Origin of the sequence: Micromonospora sp. NPDC004551, assembly GCF_040609975.1 — a bacterium.
GTDB lineage: Bacteria > Actinomycetota > Actinomycetes > Mycobacteriales > Micromonosporaceae > Micromonospora.
The window spans coordinates 197,727-220,133 of sequence record NZ_JBEXLM010000007.1 but is presented as its reverse complement, the minus strand read 5'-3'; the positions used below and the strand labels follow the sequence as shown (position 1 = coordinate 220,133).

Here is a 22,407-nt window from a genome sequence, read left to right as displayed (position 1 = left end):
GGGCGTCAAACGCGACAAAGCCGACAGCTCCGGGTTCTAAAGCGCCTGGGTTAGGTTGCTGCAAGCCTGCATCGGGCAGCGCGCGGCTCACCACGGTGCATGGACTGCTGCGTCATGCTCTCTGCATGGCTTCAACGACGCCGCTTTGGCTCCCGCTGGTGACGGCCATCGCCGGCATTATCGGCACTCTCGGTGCCGCCATCTTCACTCAGGTGTGGGCGGGCCGGCGGGAGGACCAGCGACGGCGGCAGGATAAGGCCCGAGAGGATAGGTACCGAAGCTACAGCGAGCGTCAGAGCGCGTATCAGGACATGCTTCACTCCTTCCACAGGTGGAATGACGAGATCGTTGTGGGATGGAGGTTTCAACAAGCTGACGATGACCTGACCGAGATCATGGAGAATCTCGCCTCGTTGGAACGGGAGTGCTACCGATCGTTTGAGCGGGTCACCCTTCTGGCACCTCCGGAGGTCGTTCACTACGTGAGTAGGCTCGCCAGGCTTGCTGCAAGCAAGCAGGCCCGGTTGCTCGATGGCAGCCTTGATGACCCGGACGATGAAGGTACCCAGAACATCTGGCGGCTGGCGCTGAACGCCATGCGGATCGACCTGGGTGTGCCCGGCGGGTTGATTGGGTTGCCGCCTCGGCAGCCCACGGGGCCGGATGGTGCAGTGGACTCAACGTCAAAGCCGCAGCAAGCGGGCAGCTAACGGCCGGTCTTGTCCTCCGTCTTCGGCGCTGCCGCGAGAGGCGGGAACACCTGCTGAAAGAACGCGTTCACCGACGGCACCGCCAGGACGCGGGTGATGGCGCCGGCGACGGCGAGGATCGCGGCGACCCACGCCCACCGCTCGACGCCGGCGCCCTTCGCGGCCTCGGGCAGCATGATGGCGACCGGCGGGATGTACGCGACGATGGTGCGCAGCACCGCCCGCCACGGGTGGCGGGCCTGAGTGATCTGGGCCGGGGCGGTCACGGTTGTCTCCTTCGCTGGCTGGGTGGAATCGGGTAGGGCTTGGGGGTGGCGCCCGCCTCCCGCAGCTCGGCGCGGGCGTCGTTGTACTGGTCGCGCCAGAAGTCGCGGTCGTCCTCGGCGTCGGCTGCCCGCTGGGCCAGGTCCGCTACGGCGGCCCGTTCGGTTGCGCGCACGCCGGCGCGTACGGAGCCGACGCCCTTCAGCAGGGCGCGCGCCCAGGCCAGCCCGCCGGTGCCGAGCAGGGCCGTGACGATCGCGACGACAAGCTGCCCGGTGGTCACTCACGCCCTCCCGTTTCGGGCGCGGGCGGCCCGGGTGGCCTCCCTGCGCAATAGCTCGATGTCGCGGGCGCGGGCCCACATCAGGAACGCCATGCCGGCCAGGAACAGCCCGCCGATGACGGCGGCGGCCCGGCCGGTGGCGAACAGGATCACGGCGTACGCGGCGAGGGAGGTGGACAGCAGCGGGCAGCCGAGGGCTTCCCCCAGCCACCGGTCCGTCCACGCGCCTAGCCCGGCGGACAGGCCACCGGCGATGAGGAACGCCGACCACAGGTACACCAGCGGGCCGGTGGCGTCGGCCACCCTCGGGTCGGGCACCAGGGCGGCGCCGACCCCGGCGGCGGCCACGGCGGCGTAGCCGACCACCCGGGACCAGCGCCGGGGCCGGGAGACCATCAGCCGGCGTCCGGGGCGAGGCCGCCGGCGAACGCGTCGCGCACCGCGGCCTCCACGTCGGCCCGGGTCAGCGTGCCCGGCGGCAGCTTCGCCAGCACGGCGGCCACCAGGGCGTCGGCGGCCGACGCGGCGCCCTCGCGGGCGGCGGCCCGGATCTGCTCCAGCTCGGCCGGGTCGATGTCCACCTTGCCGGCGATGGCCCGGACGGTCAGCAGCGTCTCGCTCAGCGCGCCCAGGGTGGAGATGTTCCCCTCCGGGGCCAGGTCGTTGTCGGCGAGCCCGCGGCCGTTGTACTGCCACGGCAAGGCCTTCAGCAGCGGGGCGGTGCCGGGGTCGGCCAGGGCGGCCTTGAAGTGCCCCAGGAACTCTGCGCGGTCCATGTGGTCGTCCTCTCCTCGGATGCGGGCCACCGGGTCGTAGCCGGCGCCGATGGTGCTGGACTCGTAGCCGGTCAGGCCGGACAGGTGGATGTGCCCGCGGTCGGTGGACGTGCGGCGGGCGTAGTCGGGCTGCCACGACTCGTGGTAGCAGGGGCCGCCGTTGTCCTCGCGCGGCTCCCAGTTCATGTACTTCAGCCAGCGGATGCCGGGCACGCCGGCTTTGCGGTCGGCGAGCAGTCGGGCGCCGAGCTGCTGGAGCGAGGGCAGCGGGAGGCCGTCGACCTTGGAGCGCTGACCGTCCTTCGGCGGCATGATGTCCTCGGCGTAGCCGATGCCGTACTGCGCCTTGCCGGGGTAGCCGGTGGCCGAGTAGGGGGTGTGATCCTCGGGCGGGTCGTGCTCCAGGTGGTCCTCGTTGCCGATGTCGTAGACGGTGTAGCCGTGGCGGCGCAGCACGTCGCGCAGGGCGGCCGCCGGGGTCATCAGCCGGAACGGGCTGCCGCGGCGGATCCAGTCGAGTCGTCGTTGTGCGCCCACGTCGGTCGCCTCCTGGGTGATCAGGTCGCGCAGTGCCTGCTGCTCGGGCCGCCGGCTGGTGAGGTCGCCGTGACCGCGGTGGAAGTGGCACCACACCTGGCAGCCGAGCCGCCGGGCGGCGGCGTACATCTGCCGGTACCAGGCGGCGCACCCGGTGCCGTCCGGGTCGACGTCGGCGGTGAAGCCGTTGCCGACGGTGATGCGCAGGTGGTCGATCTCGGCGATGCCCCACGGCTTGCCGACCTCGCCGGCGATGGCCGTCATCGGCGCGATCGCTGAGGCCGGCGGCTCGTAGCGGACCGGCCGGAACGGGTTCCGCCCGGTGGGGTCGTACTGGTACCAGTCGAAGAGCACCAGGTCGACGGCGGCCGCCTCGTGCTCGGGCCACCAGGTGCGCCAGTTACCGCCGCCGCGGATCCACTGGAGGGTGTAGCAGACCGCCAGCCGCAGCCGCCCGTCAGCGCGGGCCGGGTGGCCGCCGACCTGCTGCCGCTGCCGGGTCCAGCTGGCCCGGAACTGCGCCGGTGTCGGGTCGCCGCCCTTGCCCTGCTCCGGCTCGTGGTGGGCGACCAGCACCAGGCGCACGTCGGGGCGGGCGACCAGCCACGCGTCGGCGAACGCCGCGGCGTCGACCTGCTGATCCTTGTGAGAGACCACGACTGTGCAGCTGGCCGGCAGGGCAGACAGCCGCTGCCGAGGGTTCCACGCCGGATCCGTCCACGCCGCTGGCGGCAGGCCCTCGCCCGGCCCGAAGAACACGCGCACCGCGGTCGACCCCGGGTAGAGGTCCAGCATCTCGGTGATGGCCCGGTCGCCCGGACACCACCCGGTGGGCATCACCGCGCGCCCCTGTCGGCGCCGCAGTCACCCCCTCGAACCTCGTTCACATGGTTCCCCTCCGGTGATCCACAGTACGACGAATCCCGCCCTCGGCGCGCGCCGCCGGGCCTCACGTCGTCCAAGCGCCGAAGATGCTGGTGCCGTTGAGGCCCCGTGCCAGCACGCGGTACTCGTACGGCACACCGCTGACGGCCTGCCAGTCGCCGTAGGTCGTGCCGCCCAGCAGGCCCTCGGCGACGCGCACGCCGTCGCTGGTGTCGCCGACGGGCCGCCGCCACAGGTCCTGGTCGACGACAGCGGGCTGCCCACCGCTTGGGGCTGGGTTCGTGATCGCCACGCTGATCACCCCGCTGGCGGGCAGCGGTGTCGCGACCAGCGTGGGCGTCGGTGGCTCCAGGTAGTCCACCGTGAAGTTGGCCGTGACGGTGTTGGAGGCCAGGCCCGCGGTGTTGCGGGTCTGCACGGTCAGCGTCCAGCCGGACAGGTCGGCCAGCCGGGTGGGCACGGTGTAGCTGGTATCGGTGCCGGTCCTCCAGCCGGAATCGTGCACGACGAAGCCGCCGGGGTTCATGGCCAGGGTCACCCGGTAGGCGGTCTGCTCGGCCACGCTCCAGACCGCGGTCACCTGGTCGGTGCTGATCGTGCCGCCGCCGGTGGGGGAGGTGAGGGTGGGGTTGACCTTCACCGAGGGCACCACGACGAAGGCGGGTCCGTACTGGCTGGCCACGTCCGCGGAATCCCAGACCTTGACCTTGTACGTGTGGGCGGCGTCGGCCGGCCCCGCCCACGGCTGGTCCAGGGCGCCGCCGAGGGCGGCGGCCGCGTTGTCGTGGGAGAAAACGACCGGCAGGGTGTTGGTGTTGCCGGTCTCCAGGCGGCCCGCGACGCCGGCGTTGTTGCCGGTGGCCAGTGACGCGTCGGTCTGGGTGATCTGCCAGTTGGGCTCGGCCTGGGTGGCGGGCATCCACGCCTTGCCCTTGACGGTGGTGCCGTTGACGTTTATGCCGACTCGCCAGGTGGCCCCGGCGGTGTGGGTGCCGGCCGCGACCGAGGTGCCCACCGCCGTGAGGGTGCCGGCTACCCGCTTCTGGATGATGATGGTGGCCGCGCCGGTCGTGCCGATGGTGAGCTGCGCCGCGTAGTAGTTGCTGATGTCCGTCAGGCGGCCGAGGGCCCACACCGAGAGGCCGGCGCCCGTCGGCACCACCGGGATGGTGACGTCGATGAAGAACGCGTGGTTGGCCGACCCGGTGTCGATGTAGCCATGCCGCAGGGCGTTCACCGTCGCCTGGCTGGTCTGGGCCAGCCCGTTGGTCACCGACGCGTCCGGGGCCGGGTTGGTGGTCCATCCGCCGCCCCACCCGCCGGCCACCGTGCGGTCGTTGAACGCGTCCCCCACCACCATCCGCGACAGGGACACCGACGGCGTAGCCCCGATGTTCTTGACCTCGGCCGCCTGCCACGTGCCATCCGACGCCCGGTAGAACATCAGCGGGCCGTTGCCGATCTGCCGCTGCAACGCCCACGCCGACTGGGTGTCGTTCGCGTCGGGGTCGGAGAACAGCCAGGCCAGGTTCAGCGCGGCGTTGACGTCCGCCGCCGCGCCGTTGGGGTAGCCGATCGCCGCGGTGTCGGCGGCCGGCGGGTTCGGCGCGTAACTCAGCGGCTGGGGGGTGTGAACGATCGTGTTGGGCGTCGGGGTGGCGTGCGCAGTCAGCACGTCGTACTTCGCGTTGCCGGTGGTCGCCCGGCGGATCGAGTAGTTGTTGGGCGGGGTGCCGATGATGTCCGACGTCGACACGGTCGCCCAGGCCGTCCACGTGCCGGTCGCTCGGATGAAATCGACAAAGTACAGGTCCGGGTCGGTGGTGCCGACCGCGTACACCCGCAGGTCACCGTTGACCGAGTTGTAGCCCAGCGAGCAGGTGCGGATGACACCTGCCGGGTGCGCCGGCGTCAGCCGCGAGATCGTCGAGCTGTTCGCACGGTTCCGCTCGTACACCCGCACCTGGTCGGTGGTTGCGGGGTCCGGAGCCACGATCAGGAAGCGTTGGCCATCCCAGCGGCCGGCGGTGTAGTCCTGCGCCGGCGTCAGCGGCGCCGGGGTGACCTTGACCGGCGACGTCGGGCCCACCCACTGGCTGCCGTTCCACGCCATCTTCACCACGTACACGTCGGTACGGCCGAAGGTGATCCACAGGTGGGCGGGCGAGCCGGTCTTGTTGTCGCCGACGTGCTCGATCTCCAGCGACGGAGTGATCCGGCCCGTCCCCGTCTCGGGCAGCCACTGCCGGGTGCCACCGAAGATCGACGTGGTAGCCACGGCATTCGAGTTGCCATCGACCGTCTCGCCCACCATCGTCACGCCGCGTTTGCCGCCGATGGTGGTGCCGATCGCGACGGCCACCATGCGGATCGTGCCCGACGACTTGGTGGCCGAGGTGATGTCCAGCCCCTGGTAGACGGCGCCAGCCGACGCCGCGGTGGCCGAGGCGATGAGGACCTGCGAGCCCCACTGGAGGGTCGAGCCCACGGCCATCCGCTGCGTGTAGACCCGGTCCTGCCCTGACTCGTACGTCCGGAACGCCCAGTACACGAAGCCGTCGACGGGGATGATGATGCTGGAGATCTCCTGCACGTTGGCGCGCACCTGCGACATCAGCAGCGACCAGGTGCCGCCGTTGTTGGTGGAGCGCCACAGGTCGAACTGGTTGGCCGTCGGCGACTTCACCATCACGTACAGATGGCCCGTCTTCGGGTGCCGCTCGATCAGGGAGGTGGAGGGCCACACCAGCGGGGTGGCGTTGGTGGTGGTGGTGGTGATCTGGGCCATGGTCGCCTCCTACACCGCGTGCGCCATCGGGTATCCGCTGGCCGGCCCCACGTCCTCCAGCAGGATCCACCGAGGGGTGTCCGGGTTCACGGCGCGGTGCTGCACCGTGCCGACGCTGGCCGAGATGTGCAGCCAGATCTCCCGGCCGGTGATGTCCGAGCCGGTGCTGTTGGCGACGTAGGTGTGGCCCTCACCGTGGAAGGGCGTGTTGGCCACGGTGCAGGGGAACCGGCCCATCTCCCCGTACACCGGGTCGGTGTTCGCCCCTCCGGCCCGCGCCCGGGTGAACACCAGCGCCCCGGCCGTGTTCGCTTGGAACATCTGGCCGAAGCTGAACTTGTAGGCCCGGCCAGCCCTGTAGGTGATGCCTGCCAGGCCCATGACAGCGGTCTCGGTGGTGCCGATCGCCGCGGAGCTGTTCACGTCAGCCGACGCGAAGTTGATCCCCCAGGGCGGCGATGTCGCGCCTTTGTAGAGCAGGTCGCCGTGCACGTTGACGGTGCCCAGGAGGTTGATGGTGGGCTCCACGTTGATGACGCCGACAGAGCTGAGGAACCGGACCGGGTAGTCCTTAAACCAGGTGAAGCCGTCGAGGTTGATCTGGTGGGCGGTCTTCACGTTGGAGGTGGTGGGCGAGGTCGGGTCGCCAGGTACCGGGTACTTGCAGGCTCCGAACAGCATGACCTTCTGAATGGCCGGGCTGTCCAGGATGTTGGAGATACCGATGAAGAAGTAGCCGACCTCCAGGCCCGAGACCGCGTCGGTGTCGTAGAACAGGAACGCCACCTGCACCCCGAAGCTGGCCAGCTCCGGGGGGATGTTCGCCCCGACCAGCATCCGCTGCCCGGCGGTGGCGGTGCCAGCGTCGGAGAACGACCCGATGACCACCCACTCGGTGCCGATGAGGATCAGGCCCACCCGCATCCCGGGGAAGACGGGGAAGGCCCGGAACTGCTTGACCGGCACGGCGTAGGCGCTGCCGTCGAGCACGACCGTCAGCGGGTCCGTCGACACCGCTGAGGGGCTGCTGGCCACCGTGCCGGCCGCAGTGATCAGCCCGCCGTTGGACCGCAGTGCCGCGGCCACGTAGTCCTCGATGTCATCACTGATCGTCACTGGCCGCCGCCTCCAACTTGGTGTACAGCTCGTACAGCACCTGCGACCACTCGTGGCGCATGTCCCCGCCGTCCAGCGGCAGCGACCACGAGGTGACCAGCATCTCCGCCATCGGGTACGCGGCCGGGTCGCGCATGGTGACCCGGTCGAAGTGCCAGTGCAGCGGGTTCGGCGACGTCATCAGGGTCACCTTCGCGGGGCTGCGCAGGTCCGCCTCGACCGTCTTGCGGCCGGCGACCACCAGCGCCTTGTGGTCGGCCACGTCGAGGGCCACCGGCTTGGTGATCACCCGGCCGCCGCGGGCCTGCACCGAGGTGGGGCCGGCGGTGGTGTTGACGACGGTGTAGACGCCGTTGCCCTCCACCGGCGCCGGCCCGTCGAGGTTGTTGCTGCGCCAGAACACCCACCGGTTGGGGGCCCGGTACAGGTCCAGCTCGACCAGCCGCTCCGGGGACACCATGGCCGTCTCCGGCTCCACGTCGTAGGCCCATTCGGAGGCGCGGGAGGACGGGGCCAGGTAGGGCTGCACCCGCATCCGCCCGTCCCAGTCCGACCAGATGCCCGCGTAGCCGATGGAGCCCAGCAGGTCATTGATCACGGTCAGCCAGGTGGTGGCCGTGTCCATGGGCCACACCCGCGGCGAGGGCAGCACCGCGTCGGCGCGGTCCTGGTCGATCAGGTACTGGGTGACGCCCTGGTCGCGCAGCATCGTCTCCACGGTCGCCAGGTAGCTGGCGCCCTTCGCGACCGCGTACACCTCGCCCACGGGCGTGTTCAGCACGTCGAGGATGTCGTAGCCGGTGACGTCGAACAGGGCGATGGTGCCCAGCGCCGACTTCGGGGTGCTGGTGAAGTAGGCGCCGAGGTTGAACCGCGCCGTGGTGGTCGGGCTGGACACCAGCATGTAGGGGCGCACCAGGGCCCGGCCCCAGTCCAGCTCCCGCTCGATGACCAGTTGCGCGCTGCCGTGCAGCTCGGCGTACGCGTTGCGGCTGACCGACCCGCTGTCGAGGACGTCGCTGAGGTCGTCCAGCACGGTCAGGTTCATGTCCAGCAGCTCGCAGCCGGCGGCGACCTCCAGGCCGGGGGCGTCGCGCAGCAGCGTGGTGATCTGCGCGGCGGTGAGGCCGTCGCGGGGTGGCGCGGTCAGCGGCTGCATCAGACCCCCTCCGCGGCGGTGATGGTGCGCAGCGCCAGGGGCACGTCGTAGCGGTTGCGGTCGTCCTGGTGTTCGACGGCGGGCACCTCGAAGAACACCCCGAAGAACCGCTGGCCCCGGTGGTCGCGGACCTGCACGGGGATGCCGATCCACGACTCCAGCAGCTCGACCTGGGCGAGGGTCACGCGGCGCAGCGTGAAGTCGAAGGCACCCCGGGCTCCGGCCTTGGTGATCGCCCGCTGGCGTCCGCCGGCGTAGGTGCGCACCTCGCCCTGCTTGGACTGCGACCGGTCGCGGCCGGGCGCGGAGTAGGCGGACACGGCCTCGCCGGTGTCCAGCCGGTTGATCCACACCTGGGTCAGGTTGAGGATGGCCATGCCCCGGTCCTGCCTCTCAGCGCCAGCGTCTGCCCCACCCCGTTGATCTCCCGGCCGACGCCGGGGGCGACCGACTGCACCGCGGCCTCGACCTCGCGCACGTCGCGGCGCAACGCCCGGATCTCGATGATCAGCTCGTCCATGGTGTGGGCGGTGGTGACCGACTCCGGCCTGCCGGTGCCGTTGTAGATCGGCGGGTTCCACCCGGGCATCAGGGTGCCGCCGGTGTCCATGACCAGCGGCCGGGACGCGGCGGCCGCCGCGGGCGCGGCCAGGGTGGTGGTGTCCGGCCGCCAGCCGGTGGGCCAGGACATGATCTGCCGGCGGAACGCGGCGACGGCGGCCTGCCCGCCCATCCGGTCGACCTCCGGGGCGGTGAACACGTGCTCGCCCTTGGCCAGCAGGTACGCCCGGGAGTCGACACCCTTCGGGCCGGGCGCGTCGTCGACGGGGCCACCACCGGCGAGGCCCTTCAGCTGGGTGCCGCCGGGCAGCTTCAGGTCGCCCTTGACGGTGAAGTAGACACCCACCCGGATGTCCTTGATCTTGCCCATGGACTGCTGCACCGCCTTGATCGCGTCCTGGGCCTGCTTGGTCCGCACGGTGACAGTCCGGTCGACGTTGGGGATCGCGAACAGCTTGTTGGCCAGGGCGATCGCCTCTTCCCGCTTCACGCCCATGGCGTGCGCGGTCTCCAGGAACTTCTTGCGGCCCCGTTCGCTGGCCGCGTTGGCGGCCTCCTGCGAGTTGGTCTCTTCGTAGATCCGCTGGGCGGCGGTGTTCGACGCCTCGGCGATCGCGATCAGGGCCTCCCGGTTGGCCCGCTGCTTGGGCACGTTCCGGTCGATGCCATCACCGTTGCGCTTGGCCGCCGCGGTGGCGTCGTCAATGGCCTGCTCCAGCCGGATCTGGGCCTGCTCCGAGCTGATCGACCGTCCGGTCAGCTCGTCCAGGATCTCCCGCAGCGACCGCGCCTGGGTGGTCAGCCCGGCCGCCGAGTTGGTGGTGTTGGTGAAGCCGTCGATCAGGTTTTGCAGGCCCTCGGACAGGCCGTCGCCGGAGTCCTTCGCGGCTGCCTGCTCGGCGGCCAGGCGGCCCAGCTCGGCGACGTCGCCGCGCGCTGCCGCGCCGAACTTCTCCAGCCAGCCGTAGGCGGCGGTCAGCATCTCGATCGTGCCGGCGATCGAGCGGATGCCGTACTCGAAGACAAGCCACAGGGCGGCGAGGGCGTGGGACGCCTCCACCGAGTGTTCGGACAGGCCCTCGAAGGTGTCACCGATGACGTCGCCGGCACGTTCGGCGATGCCGCCGACGACGTTGAGGATGGGCCCGGACCGCTCGACGGCGGTGGCGAAGCCCTCGACGCCGCGGCGGGCGCCGGCCAGGAAGTCCTGCGTCAAAGGACGCACGTACACCGACACCCGGGAGAACGCCCGCTCCAGGTCGTGCTCCATGACGTAGATCTCGGAGCGGACGTCGCCGAGGGAGTCGATGACCACCGGGACGAAGCTGACGCCGGCGCGCTGCATGGCCTTGGTGAAGTCATCGCCGACCAGCTTGGCGGCCTGCTGCACCGCCGGGTGCGTGGAGGCGATCTTGACGCCGCCGATGATGCCGCCGGCGCCGGCGCCGCCGACCACCGCGGCGGACATGACGCCGGCCAGGCCCGGGGCGGCGGCCGCGGCCGCGATAGCCACCGCGGCGGCCAGGTGCGGGGACAGCGGAAGTCGCGCCATCAGCGGGCCGACCTTCCCGCCGAACTGGGCGACGAAGCCGGTGGCCGCGTCCGCGCCGACGTCGCCGACCAGGTTGCGGAACCGGGACAGGCTGGCGCGGGCGTTCTCCGCGTCGACCCGCACGTGCACGGTCGCGGCGTCGCCGGAGATCCGGCGCAGCTGCTCGTCGACGCGCTTGATCGCGGCCACCGCGGCCTTCGGGTCGGCGTCCAGCTCGATCGGGTCGATGCCGAGGGCGGTCAGCTGGCGGCGCAGCTGCTCGATCTGTCGTTGCGCCGGCGACGTCTCGGCCTTCACCTCCACCGGCTGGTCGTCGACGGTGCCGAGCTGCTTGCGGAACCGCTCCACCTGGGCGATGGCCCGCTCCGTGCGGATGCGCATCTCGACGCTCTCGGCGTCGCGGGACATCGCCCGCAGCCGCTGCCGGGTCGTCTCGATCGACGCCAGCGCCACCTTGGGGTCGGCCTTGACGTCGATCGGGTCGATCTTCAGCGCAGACAGGGTCCGGTTGAGCTGGGCGCCGAACTCCTTACCGATCCGGGTGGCCTTGACCCTGACGTCGGGGGACAGTTTGGAGTCGTCGGCGCGCAGCTCCAGGTACGCGTCGGCGAGCTTCTTGCTGGCCACCTCGCGCACCTCCCTCCGCTACGCCGTCACCCCGAGGGCCCGCAGCTTGATCCCGCGGGCGCTGTCGTCCTGCGGGGCCTCACCGGCGGGCGGTGCCGCCAGCTCGGTGTCGAACCGGGCCTTCACCACGTCCCAGTCGGCGAGGTCACCGGCGACCTGCTGCACGCCGAGGGCCTGGGCGATGGCACCGGCGATGGTGTGGGCGTGCACGTCGCGGGCCAGATCCTCCAGCCGCAGCACGTACACCACCGCCAGCACCTCGGCCAGGCTCAGACCAGCCCGGCCGCCGCCAGCTTCTCCTGATCCCGTGCCTCCCGGTCCCGGGCCTCGCGCCGCTCCCGTTCCTCCGCCTCGGCCTGCATCACGAAGAACTCCTGAATGTCCGGGCGGCCCCGCTCCAACGCCAGCGCCCGCTCCAGATCCGACCCACGAGGGGCCGTCACCGGCGAGGGCAAGGCGTCCCCGGAGGCGGGCGGCGTTGTCGCGGGCCCAGGCGGCGAGGCGGATGGCGGCCCAGTAGGAAAATCCGTGGTCGCCTCCACCACCGCCGCGGTGATGGCCTTGACGTCGGCCATCCGGTCGCGGATCTGCTGCCCGTTCTCCATGCCCAGCCGCCAGTACCGGGCCCAGTCGTCGGGGTGGATCAGCTGCCGCAGCGCCCCTTCCAGGACCCGGTAGGTGGCCGCCACCGCCTGACCCATCACCCTGGCCAGCTTCACCTGCTGCTCGGGGTCGAGGGCGTCGACCTTCGCCAGGTCGACGCCCTCCAGCGCGGACATGTCCAGCTCCCGGCCGGCCTGGAGGAACTCCAGCTCGACGGCGTCGGTGGCCTGCGGGTGCACCCGGATCGTCGACCCGAAGTAGGTGAACTCCAGATCGAGCGGATCCCGCTGCCGGCCGAGGGTGCCGATGTTGCGGCCCACGGTCAGGACCCCAGCCGGGCGACGCCGGACCCGTAGAACGCGAACGCCTTCCCGGAGGCGGGACGCTCGAAGTTCCACACGGTGGCGATGCCGGCAGCCGCGCCGCGGCCGAACGTGGACTGGAGCTCGCCGCCGTTGATGCACTGCCGGCCGACCAGCCGCAGGGTGTGGTCCAGCGACTCCCAGCCGATCATGCAGCGGACGATTTCCTGCGGGTCCGGGGGCTCCAGCTTGCTGGACAGGGTCGCGGCCGTGCCGGACACGGTGGTCACCAGCGACCCGGGCGCGTTCATCGCCCGGCGCAGGTTGTGCAGCGTGTAGTTGCTCGCCGCGAACGCGAGGGTGGTGGTCACCTCGGTCACCGAGTAGGCGACCGCGTCGAACAGCTCGGCGACCCGGATGGGCTCGACGTTCTGCGAGTTGGCGAACACCGACCCCTCCAGGGTCGGCCCCCACGGGATCCACGCCGCCGGCCACGGGTCGGCGTCGTAGGTGGAGCCGGCGGCGGCGTGCAGCGGCTCCGTCGAGGCGAGCAGCGCGTGGAACAGGAACCCGGGCTCCCGGATCAGCAGCGGTGTGGCCTGAGTCAGTGGCATCAGCTAGCCCCTCCCTTCGTGGTGCGCCCGGCCGCCGTCTTGTCGGCCGCGGCCGTCTTCTCCTGCTCGGCGGCGCGGGCGCGTTCGGCGGCGGTCTTGTCCTCGGCTGCCCACCGCTCCCGTTCCTCGGTGGTGGCCGTGCCGGTGCGCTCCAGCACCTCGCGGCCCTTCTTGGAGCTGCGCTTGGCGACCAGGCCCAGCTGGTCCCACTTCAGCCGCTCCACGGTCGAGGTGGGCACCCGCATCCCCGGGGTGGCCGCCAGGACCGTGCCCCACGGGATGTCGGCGATGGCCACGTACTCGCCGTACTCGGCCTCCCGCTCCTTGCGTCGTTCCTCCACGGCCACCAGGTCCGGGTTGGCCTGCGGGGCCTGCGGGTCGTGTTCGATTCCGGGGTAGGTCATCAGATGCCTCCGATCGCCGCTTCCAACGCGGGCTCCAGAAACGGCCGGGCCGGCAATCGCTCGGTGCCCCGGTCGTGGAAGTACATGTAGTAGTGCTCGCGGTCCCAGCTGATCCGCACGGTCCACGCGAAGCCGTCCAGCACCGGCTCCCGCCGGATCGACGCGGCGCCTGCGCCGGTCCGCTTGGGCGCCAGGCCGGCCGCGCGCTGCTCGATCGGTTCGCCGGTCTCCATCAGCAGGTCCCGCAGGTCCTCGCTGGAGGCGACCTCCCGCACGGCCCGCTCGTGGACGTCCACCCGCACGTCGGCCATCACCCGGCTCCGTAGCTCAGGTCGGTCTCGACGCGCACCTGCACGGCGAGGATGCTGGCCGACTGGCTGTTGTCCGGCAGGATCTCGTAGTCGCCCTGCCCCTGGGCGATGCCGGCGAACGACATCGGCCCGGCCAGGTGCGGCTGCGCGACCAGCTGCCCGGCGATCTGCCCGAAGATGACCGCGGCGCGGGCGTCGGTTTCCTCCACCGGCACCGAGGGCTTGCGGGTCACCCGGATGTACAGCGACACCAGCGACATCTCGGAGATGAGGACGCCCCGCTCCGCCACGGCGTCCTCGTGGCTGAACCGCACCCCGCCGCCGTAGACGCAGTCCAGGCGCAGCCCCGCGAAGCCGGGGAACGCGTACGCCACCTGAATTCCGGCCAGGGGCTGCGCCGGCTGGGCCAGCGCCGTCAGCCGGGTGATCAGTGCGCCCTTGGCCTGGTACACCAGCGTGGTCACGCGAACCCTCCCACGTCCAAGGTGTGCCGCTCGTACGGGCCGTCGACGTCGGGGATGCCCGTCTTGCGGGCACCGGGCAGCGCCAGCCGGTACGTGCCGCCCTCCGCCGCCGACCAGGTGATGGCCCGCTGCGGCACGGCCGCCCCAGCGCGGCCCAGCATCGAGAACGCCCGCAGCATCACCGCGTCGATCAGGTCCGGCGGCGGCCCGTCCAGCCCGTGCTCGTACTCGACGACGACCCGGCCGGCCGGCCAGGGCGCGCCGGTCGAGGCCAGGACCCCCGACGTCGACGCGGTCACCCCGGCCAGCGGCCACACCGTGCCGCCGGCGGACACCGCCCGCACCGTGCGCACCTCGGCGTCGGGCAGCAGCAGGTCCCGGCAGCCGCGGCTGTCGACCGCGACCCGCCGGAACCGGGGCACGAACGCCACCCCGCAGATGTCCTCACACTCCACCTCAGCGATGACCCGCCTGGCCTCCAGCACCGCGGTCGGGTACCGCGTCGGGTCGATCTGGTGTTCGGTGCGCAGGTCGGCCACCTCGAACAGGAAGCCGCCCACCACCTCCACCAGGTCCTGCTCGGCGCGGGCCGCGCCGGCGATCGTGCCGGACCAGGTGACGGTGAGGGCGTCCAGCTGGGCCACCGGGTTCAGCGCGAACGTGTACACGCCGGTCTGCCCGGCGGGGTGGGTGGCTGCCCCGGACTGCACCGGCGTGCCGTCGAGGCGGGCGACCGCCACGGTGACAGCGCCGGTAGCGTCGGTGGCGGTCTCACCCACCCGGAAGGTGTGGGTGAGGGTCGCCCCCGACGCGCGCAGGACCCGGAACAGCCCCATCGGCTACTTGGCCTTCCCCGTCGAGGTGTCGCCGGCCTTCCCGCTGCCCGAGCTGCCCGAGCCGGTCGAGGTGCTGCCCGAGCTGCCGGACCCGGTCGAGGCGCCCGACGCGCCGCTGCCCGAGCTGCCCCCGGTCGGGGTCTTGGCTGACGGCGCCGCCGCGCGGCCCTGCGGTGCCCGGGTGCGGGCGGCCGGGTCGCCCTGGGCGGCCTCGCGGCGCGCCTCGGCGGCCGTCTGCCGCGTCGCGTCCCTGCGCACCTTGTCGATCTCCTTCCGCACCGCGTCGGCGGTGCTGCTGTCACCGGTCGACTCGGCGCGGGCCAGCTGCGACTTCAGGTCACGCAGCCGCGAGTCCGGGTCGCTGCCGGCGGCCGGCACCTCGGTCGGCCCGGTCGCCCACGCCGGCGTGTTGTCGGCGTGCCTCTCGGTGGCCTTGTTCCTGTCCTGCGGCATGTGCTGCTCCCTCGATCAGGACCACGGCGGGGTCTGCGTGTCGTCGTACAGCAGCTCGGTGGTGTTGGTTACGTTCGTGTTCGCCGAGTAGGTCACCCGCAGGTACCGCCACGGCGTCGGCTGCTTGACGATCTTCTGCACCGTCGAGGTCGTGGTGATCACGAACGTGGCGGTGGAGTTGACGGTCGGGGTGGCGATGTCGGCGTACGTCGCCGCCGTCCACACCACCCCGTCCGCCGACACCTCGATCAGGTACGTGCAGGTCGGGGTGGCACCGGCCACCGCGTTGATCCGCACGATGCCGCCCTTGTGGGACGGCCCGCGGTCGGCGATGTTCGTCGACACGCCGTTGCCGGCCTGCGCGGTCGACAGCGGTACCAGCTCCGGCGTGCGGCCGGGCGCATACGCTGCCAGGGTTGCCATGAGCGTCCCGCCGGATCAGGTGAACGCCGGCGTGACCAGCGCGGTGCCGGACAGCTTCTGGTGGCTGTTGGTGTACCGCGCCATGGTGTAGGCGTAGTACCCGTACAGCACCAGGTCGACGGACAGCTGCTTGGCCTGGTCCACCCGGATGAACTGCGGCGCGTCCGGGTCCTCCCACAGGTAGGACTCCTCCGTCGGCGCCACGTAGATCTCGTCCTGGTTGGTGCCCGCGCCCAGGTTGGTCACGATGTTGTTGTCGATCACCGCGGCCATGCCGTTGGGCAGCAGACCGCGGAAGCCGCCGCCGTACCGCTCGGCGTAGTTGACGCCGCCGTTCTGCGCCGGGATGCCCGGCTGGCCGATCAGCGGCCACGTCGACACCATCTGCGACTGGAGCCAGTACCACCGGCGGGAGTGCATCACCGCGATGTCCGGGTTGGCCTGCCCGAGCAGCGCCGCCTCGGACTGCGACGCGCCCTGGAGGATCTTCGGGTACAGCTTCGCGCCGGTCGGCGACGCGTCGTCGGTGGTGATCAGCTGCGCGATCGCGGAGAGGCCGGTCGACGCCTGGTTGATGATCGTCGAGTCGAGGTTGGTGGCGTACCGGCGCTGCATGTCCGACATCGTCACGTCCTCGACGCCCAGGCCCCGGTCGATGGCCTGCCGGGACAGGGTCTGCGAACCGGCCGCGGTCTGCACCGGGATGGTCAGCAGGGTGTCGTCGATCTCCGGGGTGTTCGTGACCGTCGTGTTCTCGGTGGCCTGGTTGCCGACGCCGGTCGGGGTGGTGATCCGGGAGATGTTGACCGTCATGCCCTTGGCCGGCAGCGGCAGCTTGGTCATGGCGTCGGCGAACGGCCGGCGCGCGGCGACCGCCGGCGCGTACATCTCGGTCAGGTACTGCGGCACGACCAGGCCGGCGAAGCCGCCGGTGCCGACCGCGCGCTCCAGGTACTGGCCGCGCTCGACCCGCTCTTCCTGCATGTGCCGGGCCAGCCGCTGCTCCGCCTCGAAGTCGCGGTTCAGCTGCGCGGAGAGCACATCCCGCAGGAACTCGGAGCCCTTGCGGCAGTTGCCCCTGTGGTAGGTCCGCTCTTCACGACCGACCCGGGCCACCTGGTCGTACGCGGCCTTTTGCGACTGGGCGGTCACCGGGTCGACCCGGCGCTCCAGCATCGCGGCGTCGTGGCGTTCCTCGGCGGCCTTGGCCGCCTTCAGCTGCGCGATCTTCTCCTTCGCGCCGGCCACGTCTTCCTCGGCGCGGGCGTGGGTCTCCATCGCCGCGGCGACCTCGGCGTTCTCGTCCGGGGTCAGCTTGGCGCGGGCCTCCTGCTTGGCCTTGCCGTGGATGTACTTGACCGTCGCCAGCGCCTTCTCGCGCCGGCGGATCGCCTGGGTTTCCTCCGCCTCCGCGGAGATGATCAGATCGTCGAACGTCGTGGTCATTGTGACCGTGCCTCTCGGGCAGAGGGACAGGGATCCCCATGCGCCGGTGGCGGCTCGAATCTTCGGCTCGCGCTTCAGCGTTCCCGCGCGGTCATCTGCTCTGCGGAGGTTGGGTGGAGTTGTGCGGTGCCGCTACAGGTCGGCGCCGACCGAGGCCGCCCACGCTTCCAGCGCGGTCAGACTCAGGCCGCCGTCCTGCGGCTGCGGCACGTCCGGGGCGGCGAGGGCGGCGAGGGCGGCGGGCTGATCTCGCCTCTGCGCCAGGTCGACCCGGTGGGTCAGTCGGTCCATCGCCGCACGTGCGGCGCCGGCGGGCAGCCGGTCCAGCTCGTCCAGAATCTCCCGGGCGGAGCGGGCAGCGATGGAGGTGTGCGGGTTCGCGCCGTAGTTTACGGCGCTGGTGTCTCCCCGGTCGAGATCGTAGACGTCGATCCGGTACTCCGTGTAGTCAGCCGACCAGTGCCCGGTCTCGATCATGAACGCGAACGACTGCTCCGTGATCGTGCCGTCCTCGATCCCCAGCACCAAGTCCTTGACGTCCTGACGCTGCGGGTTCAGCCACGCCCGATCGCCGTCGCCGACCTGGTCTGACCACAGCTCCAGCGTGCCGGCCACCGTGCGGGCCATCGCCAGGCCCCGGTGGTTGACCAGGAAGATCACATCCGGCTGGGAGGCGATCGTCTTCGCGCCGGCGCCGGTGGACACGATCTCGACGTACGGGCCGTTCTCGTCCCACATCTCGTAGCCGCGCTCGTGGACCGTGTAGTAGCCCTCGACGACGTAGAACGTCTTGCCGTCGCGTTCCTGCTTCTTGGCGGTCAGCCGGGGCGGCAGCTGGGTGACCGGGGCCCGGCCGGCGAGGCTGCGGTGCATCCACGCGGTGGACACCGACCGGGCCTGCCCGCCGGGTGCTGCGCCCCGGTCGAGGGCGGCCGCGGCGCGCCGCTGCGCCGCCTCCCGGTACTGGTCGACCGAGGGCGGCCGCGGCGTCACCACCGCCGGCGCGGTACGCAGCTGGCGGTCGGGGGCGGCCGGCGCGGCGGCCAGCCGGCGGGCCGGCGCCGGCGCGGCCTCGCGGCCGGCGTACCGGTACGCGCCGAGGTCGAAGCTGCGGCGCATCCGCCGGCGCAGCTCCGGGTCCTCCCCGTCGTCGATCTCGACGACCTCGACCCGGTCGGCCAGGCCGAGGTCGACGGCCTCCCGGGCGAACGCCCACGTCTCAGCGCGCATCAGGTCCCGCCACTCGGCGGGCTCGCCGCCGCCGCGGCGAGCGTACATGTCGGCGATGTTGTCCGACTGCCGGTCGAGGAACGTCGACATCTTGCGGTGATCGTCGGCGTTGCCTTCCTCGTGCGCCGACGCGTCGTGGATCATCATCTGCGCACCGGGCATCATCACGATCTCGTCGCCGGCCATCGCGATGACCGAGGCGGCCGACGCGGCGATGCCGTCCACGTACACCTCGATCCGCGCCGGGTGGTGCAGCAGCGCGTTGTGGATCGCGATCGCGTCGAACACCGACCCGCCGGGGGAGTTGATCCGCACCCGGATAGTCGGCGCCTGGATGGCCTCGATCGTTTCGACGAACTCCTTGGCCTTCACGCCGAGGCTGCCGCCGATCTCGTCGAAGATCAGCACCGTCGGCGGCTGGGCGACGTCCCCGCCGTCGGCGTTGCGGACCTCGTACCAGGGCAGCCGCGCGGTCGGCAGGTCCTCCACCGACAGGTCCCGCGCCGCGGCCAGCTCGACGTACCGGGCGGCGGTCCGGGCGACCCGGGTCTCCAGCCGGCGGGTGTGGATGCTGGTCACAGCGTTCCCTCCCCGTAGGCGGCGGCCCACGCCGCCGAGTTGTCGTACGGCACCGCCGATAGCGGGTTGACCTGGTCGGACATCTGCGCCCGCGCGTCGGCGGCGGCCGCGGTGGTCGGCTGGGTACGCGGCGCGCCGAACAGCGTCTCGAACTCCGCGATCTCGCCCGGGGTCAGCGGCGGCTCGTTGTAGAACTCCCGGGCCTTCGTCACCGTCAGGGTCCGGTTCTTGATCCGCAGGTCGATGACCTTCGCCTGGGTCTCCGGGTCCATCCGCAGCAGCGCGTCGGTGTTCAGCTTCACGTACCGGGGCCGGGGCAGCAGCCCGGCGGACCAGGCGTCCTCCCGGCGGATGATCGCCGGACCCAGCGCCATGATCAGGAACTGGAGGTTGCGGGTCACCGCGGTCTGGTAGGTCAGCGACCCGGGCGCGGACACCGCCGCCTCGATCAGGTCCACCGGGCAGTCGAAGTAACGGGCGATGTCCGGCACGTTGATCCGCCGGCCGTCGATGAACTCCATGCCGGCCTGCTGGGCCTGCATGAAGTCGTACTCCCAGTCGACGCCGTGCACGAACAGGTCGCCGTTGCGGATCGCCGCGTTGTGCCGGTCCTTCATGATCCCGGCTTCCTTCGTGTCGACCCGGCGCTGGGTGTGCTTCAGCCGGGCCTTCGGCACGCCGGCGCCGCCGAACCAGTCCAGCGCGAACTGCTGCATGGACAGGCCCTCGGAGATCGACCAGGCGGCGTAGGCGATGGGGGACAGGCCCACCGGCAGGCCGGGCACCGGGTACTGCACCTCGTGCCACACCTTGTCGGCGGTGTACTCCTTGCCGTCGATCTTGTAGCGGGGCTCCGTCTCGCCCTTGCGCTTGCGCACGGAACACACCGCCGACGGATACAGGTCGATGCGGGCGGGCAGGCCCAGCGCGTTGACCTCGGTGATCAGGCCGATGGCGTTGCCGGATCCGTCCAGCTCCCACTGCGAGGCGTGCGCCCACGGGATCCACCGCCACCGCTTGCCGCCGGGCTCGATCAGCACGGGCGGCTTGGGCATCTCGACCTGGATGCCCTGGATGCGGCGGAACACGTCGACCGGCATCGTCGAGATGAGGTTGGCGCGCAGCCGGCGGCACGCCCACACCGCGGAGTGCCGCAGCGCCTTGTCGTCGTTGATCGAGGCGGGGTCGACGCCGGATCCGCCGCCGCGCGGCGGGATGACCGGGCCGGTGATGCCGGCGGCCCGCTGCGGGCGCCGCCACATGCTCACAGCCTGGCCCCGTCGGCGGGCCGGCGGGTCTGCCACCAGGCGGACACGGCGAGGATCACCAGGGAGGCGACCCCGATGGCGGCGTACCCGATGAACGGCAGCAGAGCGAAGAACACACCGGCAGCGAGGCCCAGCAGGCCCAGCACATCCAGCGCCGCCGTCACCGCGTCACGCACACCACCACCGAATCTTCCGCTCAGCACTGCGGGCTGTCGTCGTCGCAGTGCACCCATGCACCATCATGCCCGTACAGCTGCCGCCCACAAAGTGGGCATGGCCAGGAACTATCCACCGAGTCGGCCAGGTCGTAGTCGCCGGGGTCCATCACCTCGTGGCCGTGCATCGCCAGGATGACCGAGTACAGGTCGATCAGCTCGTCGCCGCTGCCCCGCTTGACGATGGTGAACGCGCCGCTGTTGCCTATGTCGAGCTTCACCGCCACGCCCAACGCGCGGGCCAGCGGCGGCTGTCCCAGGTGGAACACGCGGGTGGGGTCGGCAGGTGCGTCATCCGACGCGGCTGGCTCAGCCTGCTCGCCGGTGGCGTCGTAGAACCGGCCGCACGCCGCGGCGACCTCCTGCTGGTTGGGGGTCAGCACCTTCACGCCCCGGTTGCGCAGCGGGGTGATCAGCGACGCGGCCGGCCGGCGCGGGTCGATGACCACCGCCACCGCGTCGGCTTCCTCGTACAGGTCCAGCACCCGCGGCAACATCCACTCCACGCCCGTCAAACCCGAAGCCACCCGGTAGCCGGGTTCGGCGATCGCCGCGTGCCAGTGCCGGTCCGCGCGGCGCCCGGCCACCCCGATCACCCCGCGGGACCGGTCCTCGGCCATCTCCACGGCCAGGGCCGGGCGGCCCTGCACCGTCGAGGTCGGGTCGTGCAGGTTCTCCCACGTCTCCCGCCGGATCAGCCGCCACTTCGGTGTCGTCGCCATCGGTTCCCATCCCAGGTACTCGGCGCAGAAGTCGACCAGGTCCATCGCCTCGAAGTCCTCGCGCACGGCCTTCTCGGTGACGGTGCGGCCCAGGCCGGGCAGGCACGACCACCACGTCTGCGGGTCGCCGGGGTCGAGGCCGGGCGCGGCCGTGAAGTCGAAGAACGCGGTGCCGTGGCGGACGCCGGCCTGCACCCGGGCGCGGCCCACCTGCCGCTTGTGCGCCAGGTACGGCCAGGTGCCCGGCAGCGCACGGGACAGGCCCGGGATCATCGAGGTCACCCACATCTGCCGCCACGGCCGGGTCATCGACGCCGGCCGCAACCCCAGCTCCGTGCGGGAGTCCGGCCGCGACCACGCCTCGTCGATCACCGGCACGTCGATGGTGTCACCGGTACCGCCGGTCTTCCCGGTCGTCGACGCCGGGGACCACCGGGAGCCGTTGCGCCACAGCATCGCCTCGGCGTTCAGCCGCAGCCGTGGCGTGAACTGGCGGCGGTAGGCCGACTTCTCCAGCCGGGCCACGTGCACGTCGCGCCACTTCTTGCGGGCGTCATCCGCCGTCTGCGCCGTGTACACCACCGTCTGCGGTCCGGGCTCGGGCACGACGTGGCCGAGCTGCTGGCGGATCCACCCGGTCAGCGCCCGGCTGAACCCCACGCACCGGTGCGTCATCACCGGCAGCAGCAGCTCGGTCTTTCCGGTTGCCTGCCGCGGGCCGATCACGACGACCTCGTTGTACGCCAGCAGGCCGGTCTGCGGGTCCAGCTCCAGCGCCACGTCGACGATGTGCCGCTGGTGCGGCATCAGCGGCTTTCCCAGCCTGGCGGCGACCGCCGCCACCTGTCCGCCCAGCGTTGGCCGGTCCGGGCTGCGGGGGGTCCCATGCAGGGGTGGGCAGGTCAGCTCCGTCATCGTCGCCGTCATCGCCACCTCCCACCATCGCCGCGAGGGTCTGTCGTAGTTCCTGGTTGAGCCGGGCCAGCTTCGTCGGGTCCGCCCCGCCGTAGTCGTCGAACGCGCGGGCCAGCTTCAGCGCCATCTGCTCCAGCGTGCCGCGTACGCCCTGGTCCAGCTTGCCCAGCCGCTCCAGGTCCTGGCGGACCGCGGTCTCCACCGGCCCCGGCTTGCGCTCGGGCTCCTTGCGGCGCGTCATCGGCCCACCCCGCCACCCACCGTGACCGATCCGCAGTGATCTATACGGTGCGCTGCATGAATTTCCGGGCGGAGAGAGAAAAACGGGAAGCGCCGGCGCGTTTCCGTTGCCCTGATCATGAAA

24 protein-coding genes are annotated in these 22,407 nt (G+C 71.5%); 1 reads left to right on the top strand and 23 read right to left on the bottom strand.

Going from position 1 to position 22,407, the window contains the following annotated elements:
- Positions 1-125 precede the first annotated feature (125 nt).
- Positions 126-710, top strand: coding sequence for a hypothetical protein (locus ABZW14_RS11840; protein WP_355343778.1), 585 nt, complete (start codon positions 126-128; stop codon positions 708-710).
- On the opposite strand, the gene ABZW14_RS11835 is transcribed toward ABZW14_RS11840, so the two are convergent.
- The 23 genes from ABZW14_RS11835 to ABZW14_RS11725 form a co-directional block, all read right to left on the bottom strand.
- Complete coding sequence (locus ABZW14_RS11835; RefSeq protein ID WP_355343775.1) at positions 707-976, bottom strand: hypothetical protein; 270 nt, start codon at positions 974-976, stop codon at positions 707-709. The genes ABZW14_RS11840 and ABZW14_RS11835 overlap by 4 nt on opposite strands.
- Positions 973-1,257 carry a hypothetical protein gene (locus ABZW14_RS11830; RefSeq protein ID WP_355343772.1) on the bottom strand — a complete coding sequence of 95 codons (285 nt, stop codon included), beginning with the start codon at positions 1,255-1,257 and terminating at the stop codon, positions 973-975. The genes ABZW14_RS11835 and ABZW14_RS11830 overlap by 4 nt, the downstream gene beginning before the upstream one ends.
- A complete protein-coding gene (locus tag ABZW14_RS11825; RefSeq protein ID WP_355343769.1) occupies positions 1,258-1,653 on the bottom strand; it encodes a hypothetical protein in 396 nt (131 codons plus the stop codon).
- Positions 1,653-3,407, bottom strand: coding sequence for a hypothetical protein (locus ABZW14_RS11820; protein ID WP_355343766.1), 1,755 nt, complete (start codon positions 3,405-3,407; stop codon positions 1,653-1,655). Before ABZW14_RS11820 ends, ABZW14_RS11825 begins: the two co-directional genes overlap by 1 nt.
- A gap of 112 nt (positions 3,408-3,519) precedes the next feature.
- Positions 3,520-6,243, bottom strand: coding sequence for a hypothetical protein (locus ABZW14_RS11815; RefSeq protein WP_355343763.1), 2,724 nt, complete (start codon positions 6,241-6,243; stop codon positions 3,520-3,522).
- A gap of 9 nt (positions 6,244-6,252) precedes the next feature.
- Positions 6,253-7,359, bottom strand: a complete 1,107-nt coding sequence (locus tag ABZW14_RS11810) for a hypothetical protein (protein WP_355343760.1) — start codon at positions 7,357-7,359, stop codon at positions 6,253-6,255.
- On the bottom strand, positions 7,346-8,518 hold the full coding sequence (locus tag ABZW14_RS11805; protein ID WP_355343754.1) for a hypothetical protein: 1,173 nt from the start codon (positions 8,516-8,518) through the stop codon (positions 7,346-7,348). The genes ABZW14_RS11810 and ABZW14_RS11805 overlap by 14 nt, the downstream gene beginning before the upstream one ends.
- The gene (locus tag ABZW14_RS11800; protein WP_355343751.1) at positions 8,518-8,895 is read right to left on the bottom strand and encodes a hypothetical protein; all 378 of its coding nucleotides are present in this window, start codon (positions 8,893-8,895) and stop codon (positions 8,518-8,520) included. Before ABZW14_RS11800 ends, ABZW14_RS11805 begins: the two co-directional genes overlap by 1 nt.
- Positions 8,877-11,258, bottom strand: a complete 2,382-nt coding sequence (locus ABZW14_RS11795; protein WP_355343748.1) for a hypothetical protein — start codon at positions 11,256-11,258, stop codon at positions 8,877-8,879. The genes ABZW14_RS11800 and ABZW14_RS11795 overlap by 19 nt, the downstream gene beginning before the upstream one ends.
- 18 nt (positions 11,259-11,276) lie before the next feature.
- The gene (locus ABZW14_RS11790; RefSeq protein ID WP_355343745.1) at positions 11,277-11,516 is read right to left on the bottom strand and encodes a hypothetical protein; all 240 of its coding nucleotides are present in this window, start codon (positions 11,514-11,516) and stop codon (positions 11,277-11,279) included.
- 11 nt (positions 11,517-11,527) lie between these two features.
- Entirely contained in the window at positions 11,528-12,181 is a 654-nt protein-coding gene (locus ABZW14_RS11785) for a hypothetical protein (protein WP_355343742.1), read from the bottom strand.
- Between the two features lie 2 nt (positions 12,182-12,183).
- A complete protein-coding gene (locus ABZW14_RS11780) occupies positions 12,184-12,777 on the bottom strand; it encodes a hypothetical protein (RefSeq protein ID WP_355343739.1) in 594 nt (197 codons plus the stop codon).
- The gene (locus tag ABZW14_RS11775; RefSeq protein WP_355343737.1) at positions 12,777-13,181 is read right to left on the bottom strand and encodes a hypothetical protein; all 405 of its coding nucleotides are present in this window, start codon (positions 13,179-13,181) and stop codon (positions 12,777-12,779) included. The genes ABZW14_RS11780 and ABZW14_RS11775 overlap by 1 nt, the downstream gene beginning before the upstream one ends.
- Positions 13,181-13,492: an HK97-gp10 family putative phage morphogenesis protein gene (locus ABZW14_RS11770; RefSeq protein WP_355343734.1), complete on the bottom strand. Its 312-nt coding sequence runs from the start codon at positions 13,490-13,492 to the stop codon at positions 13,181-13,183. The genes ABZW14_RS11775 and ABZW14_RS11770 overlap by 1 nt, the downstream gene beginning before the upstream one ends.
- On the bottom strand, positions 13,492-13,956 hold the full coding sequence (locus tag ABZW14_RS11765) for a hypothetical protein (RefSeq protein WP_355343731.1): 465 nt from the start codon (positions 13,954-13,956) through the stop codon (positions 13,492-13,494). Before ABZW14_RS11765 ends, ABZW14_RS11770 begins: the two co-directional genes overlap by 1 nt.
- Complete coding sequence (locus tag ABZW14_RS11760; RefSeq protein WP_355343728.1) at positions 13,953-14,792, bottom strand: hypothetical protein; 840 nt, start codon at positions 14,790-14,792, stop codon at positions 13,953-13,955. Before ABZW14_RS11760 ends, ABZW14_RS11765 begins: the two co-directional genes overlap by 4 nt.
- Positions 14,793-14,795: 3 nt before the next feature.
- Positions 14,796-15,245 carry a hypothetical protein gene (locus tag ABZW14_RS11755; RefSeq protein WP_355343725.1) on the bottom strand — a complete coding sequence of 150 codons (450 nt, stop codon included), beginning with the start codon at positions 15,243-15,245 and terminating at the stop codon, positions 14,796-14,798.
- Positions 15,246-15,260: 15 nt separating this feature from the next.
- On the bottom strand, positions 15,261-15,668 hold the full coding sequence (locus ABZW14_RS11750) for a hypothetical protein (RefSeq protein WP_355343722.1): 408 nt from the start codon (positions 15,666-15,668) through the stop codon (positions 15,261-15,263).
- Between the two features lie 15 nt (positions 15,669-15,683).
- Positions 15,684-17,114, bottom strand: coding sequence for a cell envelope integrity protein TolA (locus tag ABZW14_RS11745; protein WP_355343719.1), 1,431 nt, complete (start codon positions 17,112-17,114; stop codon positions 15,684-15,686).
- 132 nt (positions 17,115-17,246) lie between these two features.
- Complete coding sequence (locus tag ABZW14_RS11740) at positions 17,247-18,923, bottom strand: head maturation protease, ClpP-related (protein ID WP_355343716.1); 1,677 nt, start codon at positions 18,921-18,923, stop codon at positions 17,247-17,249.
- Positions 18,920-20,185 (bottom strand): phage portal protein, encoded by a 1,266-nt coding sequence (locus ABZW14_RS11735; RefSeq protein ID WP_355343713.1) that lies wholly within the window; start codon positions 20,183-20,185, stop codon positions 18,920-18,922. The genes ABZW14_RS11740 and ABZW14_RS11735 overlap by 4 nt, the downstream gene beginning before the upstream one ends.
- Before the next feature lie 2 nt (positions 20,186-20,187).
- Positions 20,188-20,367, bottom strand: a complete 180-nt coding sequence (locus tag ABZW14_RS11730) for a hypothetical protein (protein WP_355343710.1) — start codon at positions 20,365-20,367, stop codon at positions 20,188-20,190.
- A gap of 20 nt (positions 20,368-20,387) precedes the next feature.
- A complete protein-coding gene (locus ABZW14_RS11725; protein WP_355343707.1) occupies positions 20,388-22,055 on the bottom strand; it encodes a hypothetical protein in 1,668 nt (555 codons plus the stop codon).
- Between the last annotated feature and the right edge of the window lie 352 nt (positions 22,056-22,407).